Annotated in this window: 14 protein-coding genes and 1 pseudogene; 3 read left to right on the top strand and 12 right to left on the bottom strand. The window is 37.6% G+C overall.

Annotated elements, in window-relative coordinates:
• Nucleotide 1: 1 nt before the first annotated feature.
• From J2Z60_RS06670 to J2Z60_RS06690, 5 genes are all read right to left on the bottom strand, one after another.
• Nucleotides 2-1,789, bottom strand: a complete 1,788-nt coding sequence (locus tag J2Z60_RS06670) for a glycerophosphoryl diester phosphodiesterase membrane domain-containing protein (protein WP_209686933.1) — start codon at nucleotides 1,787-1,789, stop codon at nucleotides 2-4.
• 20 nt (nucleotides 1,790-1,809) lie between these two features.
• Nucleotides 1,810-2,595: a DUF4931 domain-containing protein gene (locus J2Z60_RS06675; RefSeq protein ID WP_209686914.1), complete on the bottom strand. Its 786-nt coding sequence runs from the start codon at nucleotides 2,593-2,595 to the stop codon at nucleotides 1,810-1,812.
• 270 nt (nucleotides 2,596-2,865) lie between these two features.
• Nucleotides 2,866-7,851 (bottom strand): mucin-binding protein, encoded by a 4,986-nt coding sequence (locus tag J2Z60_RS06680; RefSeq protein WP_209686915.1) that lies wholly within the window; start codon nucleotides 7,849-7,851, stop codon nucleotides 2,866-2,868.
• Nucleotides 7,852-8,185: 334 nt separating this feature from the next.
• Complete coding sequence (locus J2Z60_RS06685) at nucleotides 8,186-8,605, bottom strand: type I 3-dehydroquinate dehydratase (RefSeq protein ID WP_209686916.1); 420 nt, start codon at nucleotides 8,603-8,605, stop codon at nucleotides 8,186-8,188.
• Between the two features lie 11 nt (nucleotides 8,606-8,616).
• Entirely contained in the window at nucleotides 8,617-9,480 is an 864-nt protein-coding gene (locus tag J2Z60_RS06690; protein ID WP_209686917.1) for a cytochrome C5, read from the bottom strand.
• 157 nt (nucleotides 9,481-9,637) lie between these two features.
• On the opposite strand from J2Z60_RS06690, the gene J2Z60_RS06695 reads away from it, so the two are divergent.
• Together J2Z60_RS06695 and J2Z60_RS06700 are read left to right on the top strand one after the other, a co-directional pair.
• Nucleotides 9,638-10,852, top strand: a complete 1,215-nt coding sequence (locus J2Z60_RS06695; protein WP_209686918.1) for an MFS transporter — start codon at nucleotides 9,638-9,640, stop codon at nucleotides 10,850-10,852.
• A gap of 17 nt (nucleotides 10,853-10,869) precedes the next feature.
• Complete coding sequence (locus J2Z60_RS06700) at nucleotides 10,870-11,550, top strand: gamma-glutamyl-gamma-aminobutyrate hydrolase family protein (RefSeq protein ID WP_209686919.1); 681 nt, start codon at nucleotides 10,870-10,872, stop codon at nucleotides 11,548-11,550.
• 33 nt (nucleotides 11,551-11,583) lie between these two features.
• Here the strand turns inward: J2Z60_RS06700 and J2Z60_RS06705 are convergent, their stop codons facing one another.
• From J2Z60_RS06705 to J2Z60_RS06730, 6 genes are all read right to left on the bottom strand, one after another.
• Complete coding sequence (locus J2Z60_RS06705; protein WP_209686920.1) at nucleotides 11,584-12,018, bottom strand: hypothetical protein; 435 nt, start codon at nucleotides 12,016-12,018, stop codon at nucleotides 11,584-11,586.
• 7 nt (nucleotides 12,019-12,025) lie between these two features.
• On the bottom strand, nucleotides 12,026-13,609 hold the full coding sequence (locus J2Z60_RS06710; protein WP_209686921.1) for an ATP-binding cassette domain-containing protein: 1,584 nt from the start codon (nucleotides 13,607-13,609) through the stop codon (nucleotides 12,026-12,028).
• Between the two features lie 25 nt (nucleotides 13,610-13,634).
• On the bottom strand, nucleotides 13,635-14,393 hold the full coding sequence (locus J2Z60_RS06715; RefSeq protein WP_209686922.1) for a sulfite exporter TauE/SafE family protein: 759 nt from the start codon (nucleotides 14,391-14,393) through the stop codon (nucleotides 13,635-13,637).
• A gap of 68 nt (nucleotides 14,394-14,461) precedes the next feature.
• Nucleotides 14,462-14,965, bottom strand: coding sequence for an O-acetyl-ADP-ribose deacetylase (locus J2Z60_RS06720; protein WP_209686923.1), 504 nt, complete (start codon nucleotides 14,963-14,965; stop codon nucleotides 14,462-14,464).
• 18 nt (nucleotides 14,966-14,983) lie between these two features.
• The gene (locus J2Z60_RS06725) at nucleotides 14,984-15,394 is read right to left on the bottom strand and encodes a hypothetical protein (protein ID WP_209686924.1); all 411 of its coding nucleotides are present in this window, start codon (nucleotides 15,392-15,394) and stop codon (nucleotides 14,984-14,986) included.
• Nucleotides 15,394-15,834: a DUF7679 family protein gene (locus J2Z60_RS06730; protein WP_209686925.1), complete on the bottom strand. Its 441-nt coding sequence runs from the start codon at nucleotides 15,832-15,834 to the stop codon at nucleotides 15,394-15,396. The genes J2Z60_RS06725 and J2Z60_RS06730 overlap by 1 nt, the downstream gene beginning before the upstream one ends.
• Before the next feature lie 238 nt (nucleotides 15,835-16,072).
• Here J2Z60_RS06730 and J2Z60_RS06735 point away from each other — a divergent pair, with 238 nt between their 5' ends.
• On the top strand, nucleotides 16,073-16,993 hold the full coding sequence (locus J2Z60_RS06735) for an aldo/keto reductase (protein ID WP_209686926.1): 921 nt from the start codon (nucleotides 16,073-16,075) through the stop codon (nucleotides 16,991-16,993).
• Between the two features lie 71 nt (nucleotides 16,994-17,064).
• Here J2Z60_RS06735 and J2Z60_RS06740 read toward each other — a convergent pair.
• A pseudogene (locus J2Z60_RS06740) lies at nucleotides 17,065-17,196 on the bottom strand (fructokinase/branched chain amino acid--2-keto-4-methylthiobutyrate aminotransferase); the annotation flags it as partial.

The raw sequence follows: 17,196 nt of genomic DNA on the forward strand, positions 1-17,196 counted from the left end.
TTTACGCATTATAACTTGTTACATTGATAAAGATTAAGATGTAATTCTTCAACCGACTAGCATAGCTGGTCTTGGAGCTATATGAACTAATCGTCTTCTTAGCCAGCTCTACATTGTCTGTAATTAAGCCATCAACATGAATGAACATCATGTGCTGCATCACTTCCTGCGTATTTACCGTCCAAGCATAGACTGGATGATGATCTAGGTGAGCTTGCCAGATAAAGTTGTTATTCAAGGTTGAATACTCCATCGCATAACCATCTGCCACACTATGAGGATAAGTAAAGTTGTAGGGCTGAATGTATAAGACGAAGAGCTTAGGATTGATCTTATGCAAGTCACTTACTACATGATAGTCTAGTGATTGCACTTGATAGTGATTATTTAAAATCAGACGACCATACTTTTTGTTAAAATTCTCTAGCATCATCTTAGAATCTCTAGGAGTTGTTTTAATTTCAATTAATAGCTTTTGCTTTAACTTCTTAACAGCCTTTAGGTATTGATCTAAGCTAGCTATCTTGGCTTGGTGGCCATCTTCTCTTACAGTTAGGCTTATTAATTGCTTGAGAGTTAAGTCTTTAGGAGTCTTATTAAGGCCGGCTAGTTTTTCAAGATTTTCGTCATGCATAATGACGAACTGCTTATCTTTAGTTTCGTGAATGTCTATTTCAACATAGTCAGGCTTTAACTTAGCGGTCTTCTTTAAAGCAGAGATTGTGTTCTGGACACCGTTATGGTCACTTACACCGCGGTGAGAGATTATTAGTGGCGCCTTACTATTATTATCTTTTAAATAAAAATTATTATTAACTGCTGTATCAGCTAAGAAGACTAGCATTAATATACCAGCTACTCCAGCTAAAAGTTTTGATCGTCTTTTAGGTCGACGAATCTCAATGTCTTCAGGCTTTAGCAACGACGTTATAAGCAAGATACTGACTACGGTTGACCAGATTGCTGCTACTTCTGAGGTTAGTTGTATTAGCAACATATTAATACTTGCGCCAATGAAGGCAGCCTGCTTAGGTAATAAGTCCCAGACTAATTGACAACAATAAATTAACCACCAGCTTATTGCTAAAGCTAAAACGCTCAAAACCCCGACCAAAACCAACGCCTTGACTATCTGCCACCAACGCTTATGAGCAGTAAGTTGCCAGCTCTTCTTCATTGCTGAATAAGTATTCATCTCCTGATAAGACATTAGTGGCAATGTCATTACCCACCGCAGACCTAAAATTGCTGCAATTGCAAAAAATACTATCAACCCCGTAGCTAACCAAGCACTACGTGTCATATAATCCATAATAAATTGTGGCACTTGCACCTTAGCCAATAACGGAGTTCGATAAATACTATCAACAAATGGAATAATTAAAATAAAATAGCCTACTAACAAGATTAGTGAACTCGGCCTAATTAACTTTAAGGAATTAATAACTTGTTGATAAGTCCAGCTCAAACTAAAATTATCACTCTTAATCCCTTGGATCCCTAACAGTAATGAAGAGAATTCCACATAGATGATACTGATCAGTAAGACTAATTCTAATATTAGCAAGATAAAAGCTACTGGCTGGGTAGTGATGATCGTTAAGATATTCTGATAAGAAATGAATGGTATCGCACTGGCTTGTAAGATTAACGTTGTTACATATCTGAAAGTTGGAATAATAAGTAATTGATTACTTACATCTAGTCCTAAGAATAAAACTAAATATTGCAATAGATGGCGCTTAAATTCAATGGAATATCTTCTAATATCTATAAATGAAGCTTTAATTATGCTCACTTCTTTTCTAATTATTTTTGCTTTTTGACAAAGTTCTGCAAATTGGCTACTTCCCTCCTCAGAGTCTGTTCATCATTACATTGAGAAAGCTTATAGCCAACAAAGTATGGCGGTGCATAAAAACGGGGAATTAACTTACAGCAGATGCCATCTGAATCATAATGTGGATAGAAGAATAAATTGTAAGAAGTGCAGCGACCATGATACATTTCTTCTAACATATATTTAGCACCATATTGAATCCAATCTGACCAAGTATCAATTCCCTCTCTATTAAGAAGGTTAACATTAATCTCTTGGTATCCTTGAACCGGATGGGTGGCGAAGTTCACCTCAACATCTTGATCTTGATAAACAGTTATACCTGTAAAGTTATTGGCTTGAATATACTTATAACCGTCTACCTGCTCTAAGCCCACTAGCTGCATATGAGGGTGTGCTAACGATCCCGCAGATAGTGGACCATAATTCTTATACCACAGAACTGACTTAAAGCTAGGATCACTTCTCATCTTGTCAAAGCAAGCGAGAGCAAAGCGCATCAACTTACGGTTATATATTTGAGAATAATTAGTTACATCACCATTATGGTTATCTGATTCAATTAATACCGTTTGTAAAGTATCTTTTAGAGTGGGATAACGATTATGTAGCCAGATCATGGCCCCATTTTCTTCATAAATATCAGTTAAATGCTCAACATCACAAAACGGACACACATGACTCTTCCCCTTGCGAAAGCTTGATGGCTTATCATGTGCGACAGCTAATTCAAAAATAATTGGATCATTTTTCAAAATTTTTCACCTTATTTTTCATTTTTTGGTTGCATCTATAAGTATAGTCTACTATAATAATTAACGAAGGCGGTTGAAGCGCTTTCATATAAATAACATTTTGTAGCTTTCCTTAACTTTACCCTTTCGGCAACTTTTCCGAAAGGGTTTTTTTGATGCCAAAGTAACCTAATTGAAAATTATAGTATTTTTTAACTTGTACACAAAGTAAAAAGACAGTAGCACTGATTTTAATAAAATGCTATTGTCTTTTCTTTATATATTTACTTATTAGTTACGGCGCTTGCGGTAACCTACTAAGCCCACTAGTCCTGCTGCTAAGAGTAACCCTGCTCCTACCTTAGCAAGAGTATCAGAGTCTTGGCTACCTGTTTGTGGTAACTTATCTCTATTCACACCCTTGGCTACGCTTGGAGCTGCTGGCTTGCTTGTTCTTACATTAGACTTGTTAACTAGCTTAGTTGAAGTACTTACAACTCTTGCAGTTGACTTACCAGTATTAGCTACTGGTACTTCTGAATTAGTTGAAGTACTTGGTGTGTCATTATCAGGAGTACTTGGAGTCTGATCCGGTGTTACAGGGATTGCAACTGCTTCTAGAACAACTGTGTAAGTCTTACCGTTGTTAGCATTAGTGAAGCTGCTTCCTGCTTGATTGGTGAAGCCATCACTTACAAGCTTGTAGCCTTGCTTCTCAAAGCTCTTGATAATTGAATCTGTGCTGTAGTTAATCCAGTCACCTTCATTACCAGTAAGGATATCAGTCTTTAAGACATTTTCCTTACCATCGTTGTCCTTAGTTACATAAACAACTGAAATGTTTATCTGATTCTGAGGGGTTGGATTAGTTGGAGTTACCACCTTAGTGTAGACAACTGGAGTGTCTTTGCCTGGATCATTAGGAGTTACAGTCTTTACACTTGAAGTGTAACCAGGAACAGTTGGCACTGGTTCATTTGGCACTACCTTAGTTGGATCATGTGGATCTGTTTCATATGTTGGAGTAGGTGCATTTGGAATTGGATTTCCTTCTGGATCTACTGGTACGATCTTACCGTTCTTCTTATATGGAACTTCAACATTAGTATCAGTACCATCAGTATGAGGTGCATCTTCTGGCACATCTGGCTTTTCAGTATGGTAGCCAGGAACTACTGGATTATCTACCTTTGGATAATTGCCATCTGCCGTAGTCTTACCACTAGTAGTATGAGTAGTTACTTCTTGATCTACTGGTGTTGGGGTCTTGCTATCTTTATCATCAATACCTGTATAAGTAATGTGGCGTGTCACCTTACCGTCAGTTGTTGGAGGTGTAACTCTAGTGTAGACAACTGGAGTGTCTTTGCCTGGATCATTAGGAGTTACAGTCTTTACACTTGGAGTGTAACCAGGAACAGTTGGCACTGGCTCATTTGGTACTACCTTAGTTGGATCATGTGGATCTGTTTCGTAAGTTGGTGTCTCTGCTCCTGGAATTGGATTACCATTTGGATCTACTGGTATGATCTTACCATTCTTATAGTAAGTTATATCGGTGGCTACATCTGGTTTATCTGGAGTTGCTGGAACAGTTGTTGCAATATTTTTATCAGCATGGTAACCATCTATAACCGGTGTATTAACATCATTAAAGCTATGTGTCTGTGGATTCCAATTTTCAGTCTTAGTGGTCTTACCTGTTACCTTGTCAACAGTAATTGTACGGGTAAATGCACCATCTTGGGTGGTTACATGCTTATCTGGAGTATGCTCACCTGCACCATTATAGCGAATAGTTTGGCTGGCATTCTTAGTTACTTCATTACTACCTGCTGGCCATTTTGGACCATTTGGATCTTCCTTATTAATCGGAGTTCCTGGATCACTTGGGTCTTGAGGTGTTGAAGTTGCACTACCATGATGGAAAGTAACCAAATAAATTTTGCCATTATTATCTACATTGAGGTCATTACCAACCTTGTTAGTATAACCATCTTCCTCTAATACATAACCCTTATTCTTTAAGGCAGTAATTGTATCCGTAGTCTTGTAATCAATCTTGCTACCTTCATTACCACTTACTACCTTATCTGGGATAATTTCAGAATTGTTATTGTCTAAGTCAATGTACTTAACAGTCAACTTCATTGGAGTTGCTGGAGTTTCATTCTTGGTGTAGACAACCGGAGTATCCTTGCCTGGATCATTAGGAGTTACAGTCTCTACACTTGGAGTGTAACCAGGAACAGTTGGCACTGGTTCATTCGGCACTACCTTAGTTGGATCATGTGGATCTGTTTCGTATATTGGTGTGTCTGCTCCTGGAATTTGCTTTCCATTTGGATCTACCGGTACGATCTTACCATTCTCAGTATAAGTAACTGTCTCTTCCGTAGTCGGATTTTCTGGTGTTACGGTCTTATTACCAGCTACTTTTTTATCTGCATGGTAGCCAGCAATGTTTGGGGTGGTAACTTCATTAAATGTATGGTTTTCTGGACTCCAACCTTTATCTTCAATAACCTTCCCAGTTACCTTATCAATTACAAGAGTATGGTTAAAGGTTGTAGTTTGAACATTGTCCTTAGGAGTCTTATCACCTGCACCTTGGTAGTGGATAGTCTGAGTTCCTGTTCTTTGTAGGCTATCTTTACCAGTATCTTCGCCCCATTTTGGTCCATTACCATCTGGATCATTTGGATTGATTGGTTGACCAGGATTACCTGGTTCATCTGGGGTGATAGTTACCTTTGCATGGTGGAAGGTTACTTCATATGTGTGACCATTATTGCTTGAACTAAAGGTGCTACCTGACTTGCCAGTAAAGCCATCTTCTTGTAATACATAGCCTTTATTTTCTAAGTCAGCAATTGTATCCGTAGTCTTGTAATCAATCTTGCTACCTTCATTACCACTTACTACCTTATCTGGGACAATTTCAGAATTGTTATTGTCCAAGTCAATGTACTTAACAGTCAACTTCATTGGAGTTGCTGGAGTTTCATTCTTGGTGTAGACAACCGGAGTATCCTTGCCTGGATCATTTGGCGTTACAGTCTCTACACTTGGAGTGTAACCAGGAACAGTTGGCACTGGTTCATTTGGCACTACCTTAGTTGGATCATTTGGATCTGTTTCGTATGTTGGTGTATCTGCTCCTGGAATTGGATTATCATTTGGATCTACCGGTACAATCTTACCATTCTTAGTGTAAGTAACTGTAAAGCTCTTAGTTAAATCGTCTGGTGTTACTTTAGCTCCACCTGCAGACTTTTGATCTGCATGGTAGCCAGCAATATTTGGAGTGGTAACTTCATTAAATGTATGATTTTCTGGACTCCAACCTTTATCTTCAATAACCTTCCCAGTTACCTTATCAATTACAAGAGTATGGTTAAAGGTTGTAGTTTGAACATTGTCCTTAGGAGTCTTATCACCTGCACCTTGGTAGTGGATAGTCTGAGTTCCTGTTCTTTGTAAGCTATCTTTACCAGTATCTTCGCTCCATTTTGGTCCATTACCATCTGGATCATTTGGATTGATTGGTTGCCCAGGATTGCCTGGTTTATCTGGGGTAATAGTTACTGTTGCGTGTTTAAACTCAACTAAATAAGTTTTGCCATTGTTATTATCCCCAATAACTGATCCTGCTTTACCAGTATAACCATCGCTAACAAAGATATACCCTTTCTTTTGTAGTTCCTCTATTGAGGATTGGGTTGTATAGCTTATTGAAGCATTATAATTACCAGAAATTACATCTTCAAATATTTTCTTAGGATTTTTTTCGTCTTGGATGTCGACATATCTAACTATAAATTGACCATTTTTAATTCCAGATCCATCTGCATCTAGCTTATAAGCAGCTGGATCACTGTCGACAATGGCGAAGTTCCAATAAGTAGGGAGACCATTAGATGTCTTACCACTAATATTGGAATTAAATGCCATTCTAGCATCAGGGTTAAATTTAGTATTAAAGACAATCACATAGGTATTAGCATTTGGGGAATAATCTGAATCACTTGGCATAGTAACATTAAGTTCATTATTGTCATAGCTAATACCAGCTTGATCGGTAACATCTGTTAAGTCATCTGAATTTAATGCAAAACTCTGGTTAAGTTGTGCACCATTATTTAACTGATATACCTTTACTTGCGTATCAGAATTATTGAAGCTAATCTCTGAATCAACAGCGTTGGTATCTCTCGTTCGACTACTAATTTCACTAGCAGTTAAATTGCGAATATTGACACTTTCATCATAAATCTGTCTATTCTTCGGATTGACATAGACCATCCCTGTGAAAGTTCCAGTCTTAGGATTAAGATACTTATAAAAAGCCTCACCATTAGCTAAGTATTCAGTACGTTCAGTTGTTCCAGTTAAAGGAAGATAATCAACATAGATAGTTTGAGTAGCTGATTGATTACCAACTGTTGTGGTTATATCTTGATATGAAGAGTTCTTTACTACTTCAGGATTAATATAAAGCGGGAAGCTTATACTTGCATTAATTTCCTGCTTACCGTCTACATAAGGAGTTAGGGTAAATTCTATTCCCTTATAATCATCATCAAATTTACCTGTAGCCACAATATTTTTGCCGTCTTTAGTCGTTACATTGGGTGCGCCTAGGGCTTTAGAATCTCTAACACCATTTGGAGTTAGGGTATCACCCCAGCTAATCTTAAATCGATCACCTGATTTAACTTCAGAAGGAAGGCTAAATGAGTAATCCCCATATAAGAAGCCGGCATTTTCAGGTTTAACGATCTCGTTTTTTTGCATTGGTTGGCCTTGATCATTGGAGAAGCCTACCGACACATTCTCTAACTTACCATCGATGCTTTGACCAGCAGAATTATCGGTTGCAGCTTGAGTTAGCTTGGTCTGTAAGTTATCAGTCGTTTGCTTTTGATTAGTAGCTGCTAGCGTAGCTGTATGTTTGACATCTAATGTATCTTTTTCTTCTTTAGAAGTTACAGTACTTTCCTCATTAGTAGATTCTGGCTGAGATTGAGAACTAGATGGCTGAGATTTTTCGACGATAGATTTTTCTAATTCAGACTTATCTGTATCCTTGTTAGAAGTTTCGGATGAATTCTCTACTTCAGCGGCATGGGCAGTCAGAGGATGCGTTACCCCCCCCACATTTAACATAACACCAAAAAGAGTAGTACCAAGCAAGACAGATGCTGCCTTACCCGTTACCTTTCTAATGCCAAAGCGTTGTTTTTGATCTTCAACAACAAAAGAACCCTTCTTCACAATATTACCTCCTGTTAATAAATGCATTAGCTTTGATCACTATAAGAAAACCCATAATTAAATTACTTAATTGCATCAAGTACTAGAATTAATAGGCTTGCATATAATGACCAATAATCTAATGCAAAATTAGTATTAATTTATCTATCCTTAACTTTTATATAAAAATCATAACACATATTATTAAATTATGTAACATTTTCCAATTAATAACGTATATATATTAATTACATTTTATTTTTTCTTAACTATGTTATTTTATATATTTGACCAGAATAAAAAATACCCGTAACATCAACTATCTTGTTAATAATTACGAGTACCCAATAAATAGCTAATTAATAACAACCTTCATCCCCTTATTATGGGCATCTTCAATCAAGCTCTGTATCCGATCTTGTGTATGACTCATCTCAATGTCAATCGCATCTCCTAAGCTGAAGTTAATGACAATCTTTACTAAATTCAAATAAGCATCCTCGCTACCTAATTCAGTATTACCACCTTGTCCCTGAGTCCTAAAGGTAATTAACAAAGGTATGCCCCTAAGGCTAGCCCTAACTTGCTTAGCCAATTCCAGTAAGTAATTCATCTCTGTTACATGTTCGAAATAATCTAACCGCCACAACATCATCTCTGCATTCTGGCTAGCTATCTTCTTAGTCAAGGCTAAGATTTCTTCTTTAGTTCTTCCTTTACTGATAAGGGCTACTACTTGAGACCCATTATCAAGTAATACTTCTTGTCTATCCATATTAGTCCCATCTACTCTGAAAAGTTATCTTGCTTAATACTGCGGTAGACCGCAATTACGAAGACCACGATACTACAGATAATCGCAATATATGCCATATAACCAACGCTAAAGGCTTGATTGATCTGGGCTTGACTAATCTGGTGGTTAACAGCATAGACGCCAGCCCAATGCCTAATTAATATTGGTGTTAAGGCAAATAAAACCATCGAAGACCCCGACCCAACTAGCAAGGCGCGTCTTGAATAAGGTTCTCTGAAGAATTGCGCTAAGACGCAAATTGCCGGTGCCAACATTAAAAAGAAGATCCAAATCATAATCGCACGGCCACCAGAATCATTCATAAATTGCGCACTGCTTGCCGCATAGCGATATGTTCCAAGCAGAGACCCTCCTAATAAGTTATTTAAGACCCCTACAGCATTAGCACCTTCTGCCGCATAGGCATTATTAGTGCTAGCAGCGGCTCCTTGCAATAAGTTCAAGGCATCTTGTGAGCCAGCCGTTTGGAAATTAATCGAAACCACTTGCCGCATATAAGTAGCTAAGAATAGCAGCAAGGAAGCCCCAATCTGAATTGCCTTCAAAAGATTCAAGATCCTCGATCCACCTAGTCTAAATTCAATACTTAAGGTCTTTTCTGGATTACGACTGTGAGCAATGGTCAAGATACTGATAATAAAGGCAACTCCCAGAATCAATAATCCTAGCCACCACTTAATCATAATGAAAAAGATTGCCAAAATAATAAAAGCAACTGAAACATATGGTCGATCTAAACATAAATCCCAAACATTTAATTTAGAATTTTTTTCGACTTTTTGACGATATTCTTCCCGTGTCAACCGACGCTTCTCAGATCCCTTAGACTCCATATTTAATACCTTCCTTACTTAATCGCATACTATGCTAGCATAACGGCATCATTAATTCACTAACTAAGCAAAAAATTAAGATAAATTTTCAATGCTACTACTATGCTAAAATAAAGACTTGATAATAAAATATTTTTTATAAATTGGAAGTGATTTTTTGGTAGATTCTCATTCCTACCAACTGCCAAAAGGATGGCATAAGACATTTTACACCTTATGGGCTGGATGTTTTATTACGGGGTTAGGTTATTCAATGACCATGCCCTTTATATCTTTATTCATCGAACAGTTAGGCAACTATAGTAAGTTTCAAGTTAACCTATATTCAGGTCTTGCCTTTGCGATGACTTTCATTGCCCAGGCAATAATCTCTCCTTATTGGGGTAACTTAGCTGACCGTAAGGGACGCAAGCTAATGTGCATGAGAGCAGCTGGGATTATGAGTTTAACAATCTTTATTACTGGTCTTGCTCAAAGTGCCTTTTTCATTATTGGTATGCGGTTTTTACAAGGCTTATTTTCTGGCTATATTAACAATGCAACTGCACTAATGGCCGGCGAAACTCCCCATCAGCGTAGCGGCTGGGTTATGAGTCAGATGATGACAGCCGGCACCGCTGGTAACTTAGTGGGACCATTGCTTGGTGGGGTATTATCTAGTGCCTTCGGTTATCGGATTCCCTTCTTTATTACTGGTGGCTTAATGTTTCTAGTATTTTTGAGTACTTGGCTTTTGACTAATGAAGAATTTACTCCAGTATCTCCTAAGGCAATGAAGCCAATGAAGGACATCATGCGGGCATTACCTGATGTAAGATTAATTATTACCATGTTTATCACGACAATGATCGTTCAATCATCTACTATGTCGATTGACCCCATTGTTTCACTATATGTAAAGTCACTTATGCCGCATAGTCATACTGTTGCGCTAGTTGCCGGTGTAGTAGCCGCTACTCCTGGACTTGGTACCATGCTGGCTGCTTCCAAGGTGGGACACATTATGGACAATATTGGTCCGCAGAAGGTCTTACGCTGGGGATTAATCAGCGCAACGATCTTGTTTATCCCGATGACTATCATCCCTAATGCTTGGTCATTAGCTTTTTGGAGATTTTTACTTGGGATTGCGAGTGCTGCCTTACTACCTGCAGCCCAAACAGTCTTAACGCTTAATGTTCCCTCAGAAGCATTCGGACGTATCTTCTCATACAATCAGTCATTTCAAGCGATTGGGGCCGTCCTAGGGTCATTACTTGGGTCAACTATTTCAGGAATGTTTACTTACGAATGGGTCTTTGCAAGCACAGGACTTATTTTACTGATTAACTTTCTAATTGTGTTAATCTTTAATAATAGAAAGAAAGCATAGATTGATGGAGGTTTTTTATGAAAACTATCGCAATTACATCTGCTATTGCCAATGGTCAAGTTGTCGCCGAGCGCAGCTTTATCGATATTGTTATTAAACATGGCTTCTTGCCTATGATTGTGGCCCCAGTAAGTTTAAAGATTATGCCTGAACCACAAGTAAACTTCGATGGCTTGCTTTTGACTGATGGGATGGGGGTTACGCCAGTATTTTACAATGAAGAGCCCATTCCTCAATTAGGTGAAACGGACATTCATCGTGATAAGTTCGAAATCGAATTAATTAAGAAGACTCACGCAGCAGGTGTGCCGATCTTAGGAATTGGTCGCGGGATGCAAGTAATGAACGTTGCCTTTGGCGGTAGTTTATTCCAAGATATGTATAGTCAGAACTCTGGTGCTGGAATCCAACACTACCAAGCAAGTCCGCTTACCCAGCCTAGCCACCACATTGACGTTACACCCGAAAGCGAACTAAGTCAGTCTCTTGGCGAACATCCCTATATTAATAGTCACCATCATCAAACTATCAAAAACATCGCCCCTAACTTCAATATTGTTGCTACCGCTCCTGATGGCATTATTGAAGCAATTGAAGCTAAGGACCACACTATGCAAGGCATCCAATGGCGCCCTGACAAGATGAAGAGTGTTGAACAAGACAAGATATTTACTAGTTTTTTCAATAAAATCAATTAAAAAGCATCCTTCAAGCGAGGATGCTTTTATGTACTAATTTTGTTTTTTCATTGCTTTTTTTAGCTTTTCAATAAGGGCAGAAGACTCTTCTAAGTCACTAGCCTCTTCTCTTTGAATTGCAATATCAGCTTCAGTTACCGGCTCCAGCTTAAGCGGAATGCTCTTAGTATGCTGGACCTGCTTGAGATACATCTTAATTCCTGTAACCAAGTCCAGACCATAATAATTGAAGATATCCTTTACTTCCTTCATTTCCCGTTCGAATTCTTCAACGTCGCTATGTGATCTGAGATTTCTTTGATCGTTTAGTTTAACTGTGGGCTTTAGCTGCAATGGTACCTTCTTAGTATGTTGAACTTCTTTAAGATACATTTTGATCCCAGTGTTTAAATCTAAACCATAATAGCTAAAAATATTCCTTAATTCTTCTTCGTCTTGATCATTAAGATTAAAACTTATTTGTGACATTTTTTACCTACTTATTCAACTTTATAATCTTATCAAACATGTCTAACTCTTGCGGTGAGATCTTATGTGCAACTTCAATTACTGCAATCTTTTGATTCTTAAGCAGTGTTTCATGAATTGCTAAAGACAAGGTTGGATCTAAAGCACTAGTTGCTTCATCTGCAAGCAAGATTGGCCGTTCGGATAATAAGGCTCGGGCAATTTCTAACCTTTGAATCTGTCCACCTGACAAGCCACTACCTGCATTTCCTATCTGATGATCTAGCCCCTCTTTTCTTATTAATTCATCCAGGCCAGCTTCGTGGATAACCTCATACAACCGTTCATCACTTACCTTGCGTCCTAAAGTAATATTAAAGCGCAAACTATCGTCAAACATAAACGGCTTCTGGTTAACATAGGAGAAGTAATCATGTGATTCATCCCAATTACCGGTTACATCTTGACCATTAATCAAAATTTTACCTGAAGCTGGCTTTTTAATTCCTAGCATTAAGCTCAAAAGCGTCGTCTTACCCCAGCCACTAGGAGCCATTAGTAATACCTTTTCACCAGGTTTAACATCCATGTTCACACCACTGAAGATTTCTTGCTTATCAGAACTAGTAATATAAGATAAGTTCTCCAATCTTAAATCATCGAAGTGCACCTTGCGTTCCCGATCTTGGTCAATATTATAATTCAAAGCACGCTTTGTTTTCTCCCACATTGGGACGGTCGACTTAACCTGATTAAATTCGTTAAAGACAGTTACTACAGGTGTGATGAAGTTCAAGGCTAAGTCAACAATCATCACTAAGGTGCCGACTGCCAGCTTGCCATGCATCATCATGATCCCACCGATTGTACATGGAATAATAAAACAGAACAACTCTGCTGTTGAATAAATTAATTCTAAGGCCCAGGCTTGGGTAATATTCATACTTCTTAGGGCATTCTCCATTCTCTGAGCGGAATTAATTGCACGAGTAATAATATTAAATCTAACATTGTATAACTTAGCGGCTTGAGATCCATTTAAAGAGTCAGATACATTCTGCGTATAGTCAGCATTAGTTTGAGCCCAAATTTTAGATTTTTTGGCAATAATGCGACTAGTGGCTATCTGAACTAATGCTGGGGCAATCATCGCAACCACAAAAATAAGCGTCATCTGCCAAGAATTAATTAAGGCGAATCCCAGCGATCCAATAAAAGTTAACGATTGATAGATCATATCTAACTGAGCAGTAATGCGATTGGTTTCTATTTGCTTTAAATCATTAGTCATCAATGATAAACCATGCTTAATATCAGTTCGATTTTGATCTACTAGGTAACGTAAATTAGCCCTCTTAAAGACCATATTCACATCCCTAATAATTGTCATCTTCACTCTTTCATAGATAAAATTACTACACATAAAAAATAGCTGCCCCACTATTGCAATTGCAGTCAACCTAAGCAGACGAACAATATCATGTGAACCTGAAGATGCAATGTTAAGCATTAGCTTGATTATATAAGCTACAAATAAAATATTGCATGCCTTAATAATCGACAACAACGTAAATAAGGCTACTTGCCCTTTTTGCGCATATTTAAGACTCATTTAGTCACTCCTCATTGGCTAGTTACTAACGATAAGCGGTGTAAGCAAAGTAACCCGCCTGAATTAACGCTAAGCTAGCGATTGTAATTCTAATTATTTTAACAGGAATATGGCGAATAATCTTAGGACCTAAGAAACTGCCAATCAATACACCAATTGCCATCGGAATTGCTGCCAACCAGTAAATCTTCTCTGTAAACATATAAATTAGCAAGGCAACCAAGCTAGATAGTCCACCAATTAGATTCTTCATGGCATTGACAGTTAAGAAGTCATCTTCAGTAATGAAGTTTAAGATTACTAATAACAAAACCCCACTAGCAGCACCGAAATAACCAGCATAAATTCCTACAATTAAGATACTTACTAATGACAATACCTTAAGCCAATTATTAGTATCGTCATCTTGAACTGACATGTTGACTTTACCGCTGAATAGAATTGTTATTCCTGAAAAAGCAATACAGAAAGGAACAATCTTCTCAAAAACTTCACCAGGAAAATTAATTAAAAGAAAGCATCCCAATGCTGTTCCAACCACAGTAAAAATAGAATAAAACCATACTTGCTTCCAATGTCCGGATAGTTCTTTCAGTGAGGCTACAGTTGAACCAACTCCACCCCAAATCAAGGCCGCATCATTAGTAGTATTTGCATAGACAGGCGGAATCCCAGCTGATAACAAAAAAGGATAAGTAGCTAGCGATGCCATACTAGCAATGGTAGACAATAAGCCACCAAGTATTCCACCAAATAATAAATAAGCAAAAAGTCCGATTGACATTAACTATTCCCGTTCTAAAAAATAATCTAACTAAGCTTGCACTAGCTAAAGACAAGATAGATTTAATATTATTTTATCATTTCTTGATAGATAGTCTTATTTTCATCATCAAAAACACAAAAAATAACCTTTATTTGGCTATGGTGATTAATTAACCACTCTTTTACAGTATTAATTGCAATTTCAGCTGCTGCTTTTTTAGGGTAGCCATAGACACCCGTTGAAATACACGAAAATGCTACACTATGGCAATTATACTTAGCAGCTAAATCTAAACTGTTTATATAGCAATCAGCCAATAACTTACGATTCTCTAGTTCAGAATGGAAGCGATAGATCGGTCCTACTGTATGAATAATATATTCAGCTGGCAACTTATAACCCTTGGTAAGCTTGGCCTGACCAGTATTACAGCCGCCAAGCAACTTGCATTTTTGCAATAACTCAGCTCCAGCTGCTGCGTGAATTGCGCCATCAACTCCTCCGCCGCCAAGCAAGCTCTTATTAGCAGCGTTAACAATTGCATCAACTTGCAGCTTAGTGATGTCAGCTTGCACTACTTCTATCGTCATTTTAATTACTTCTTTTCTTTAGGAAAAACAAATCATCACAATTACAATCAAAAATTCTAAAGTCAAACTAACGCTAGCCCGATACTTAAAATCCGTAAAATTCATTAGATAGACACTAACATAAAAGGCTAGGTAGAATCCAATTGCTTCAACCATCAAATAGCCATGAAAGAATGGTACATAGCAAATCATTAGTACTGTTGCAATCAAGGCAATTGCAGCTACTATTAAGAACACTACTTGCTTAGTCTTCAACCAGATCAAGCAAATGGAACATAAATAAATTATCGCTACTAAGATAAACAAGCCTATCCTTAAATTACTTGCATCATTGGTTAGTGGCTTAACAGCGTATAAACAAAACATCACTGCCACCATAATGCCAAATATAGTAGTAATTATCTTACTTAAACTATTCAATTCTGTCATTATGCTGCCCTCTTTGCCCGTAGAATTTTTTTGCGTCTGTGGGATATTTTTTGCCACTTTTTTAGGGCGTGTTTAATCCTAATCCTATTAAGCCAACTATAATCATGCTTCAAATAATTATAGGCATCCTCTAAATCATCTAAATGCTTAGCAGTTATAAACTGGTTCCTGGTCCAATGCCAGTCAGATACACGCTTATGGGTTATTCTGACTTTAACCACCCTACCTACAGTTAGTAGTGCATAATTGTGAATATAAGGACTCCGGGCTACGGTTAAGTATTTGCCATTTAAGGTATTACGCCAAAAGCGATTATGACGAACGTTCTTCTCCCATAAAAGTGCCCTCTTCAATACCTTACTAAGACAATACCATTCTCTCTTCCCATTAGGTAATTCAATCAATACCCAAATGTATTGGCCATGTCTATGTGCTGACATTGGCAACTCTCCTTATTCTAATTTATCCTAAACTAAAAATTATAATACTATGTTAACATTTAGGCAGTTAAATCTGGTAATTTTGATGCAATTATTCAATTTATTTTTCAATCTTTCATTATGATTTAACTTTCAAAAAAATGAAAATACGAATTTTATTTATTGGTTATTATAATTTTTAATATCATATTGAAAGCGCTTATAATATAAGTAAACTACTTTTTTGAAAGGAATAATTATGAAGACAATTAATATGGGACCCTCTACACTGGCTATTCCAGAGATGGCATTAGGAATTATGCGTATGGGCGATAAGTCAGTCAAGCAAGCACAAGCTGCACTTGAGGCTGCTTTTGATACTGGGATAAACTTTATTGACTCAGCTGATATTTATGCTGGCGGTCAATCTGAGCTAACATTCGGACAAGCTCTGAAGCAAGCTAATATCTCAAGAGATAAATTATTTATTCAATCTAAGACTGGGATCATACCTGGCAAACGTTACGACTTCTCTAAACAACACATTATTGACTCTGTCGATGGCATCTTAGATAGAATGGGCATTGATTATCTTGATTCACTAGTATTACACAGACCTGATGTCTTAATGGAACCTGAAGAAGTTGCAGCGGCATTTGACCAACTGCAAGCTAGTGGCAAGGTTCGGTTTTTTGGCGTTTCTAACTTTAATGCTAATGAGATCGAACTCCTTAAAACCGCCGTTAATCAGACCATAATGTTTGACCAAATTCAATTTGGCTTAAAGCACACTAAGATGATTGATGCTATTTTACATACTAATATGGAAGACGATGCTGCAATCGACCACGACGGGCAATTACTTACCTATTTACAAAGAAATAAAATCACTATCCAAGCCTGGTCACCATTTCAATATGGGATGTTTGCTGGCAGCTTCATTAATAATACCGAATTTCCAGAACTTAATGCAAAACTAGCCAACTTAGCAGATAAGTATAACGTCGGTAAAAATGCAATTGCTACTGCATGGATCCTGCGCTACCCCGCTTCAATTCAAGTATTAGTTGGTTCAATGAATCCTGACCATATTAAGGATTCAGCTGCTGGTAGTGATATTGAACTTACTCGCCAAGAGTGGTACGACCTATATCTAGCGGCAGGACATGATTTGCCTTAGATTATTTTCTGGAAAATAAAATAAACGCTATCGCTGTGTATCTTTAAGCGATGGCGTTTTAATTTAAGAAGTTATAGGAGTGCCTTGGCTAACTCAAAGTCACCTAGGGTAGCTGAACCATTGTTAGCAACAGTTGGAGTAACGATGAGGTCGTCTAAGTTCGGAGTTGCTACATAATTATTGTTGAATTCATCAAAGAACTT

Source organism: Lactobacillus colini, assembly GCF_017874575.1.
Lineage (GTDB): Bacteria > Bacillota > Bacilli > Lactobacillales > Lactobacillaceae > Lactobacillus > Lactobacillus colini.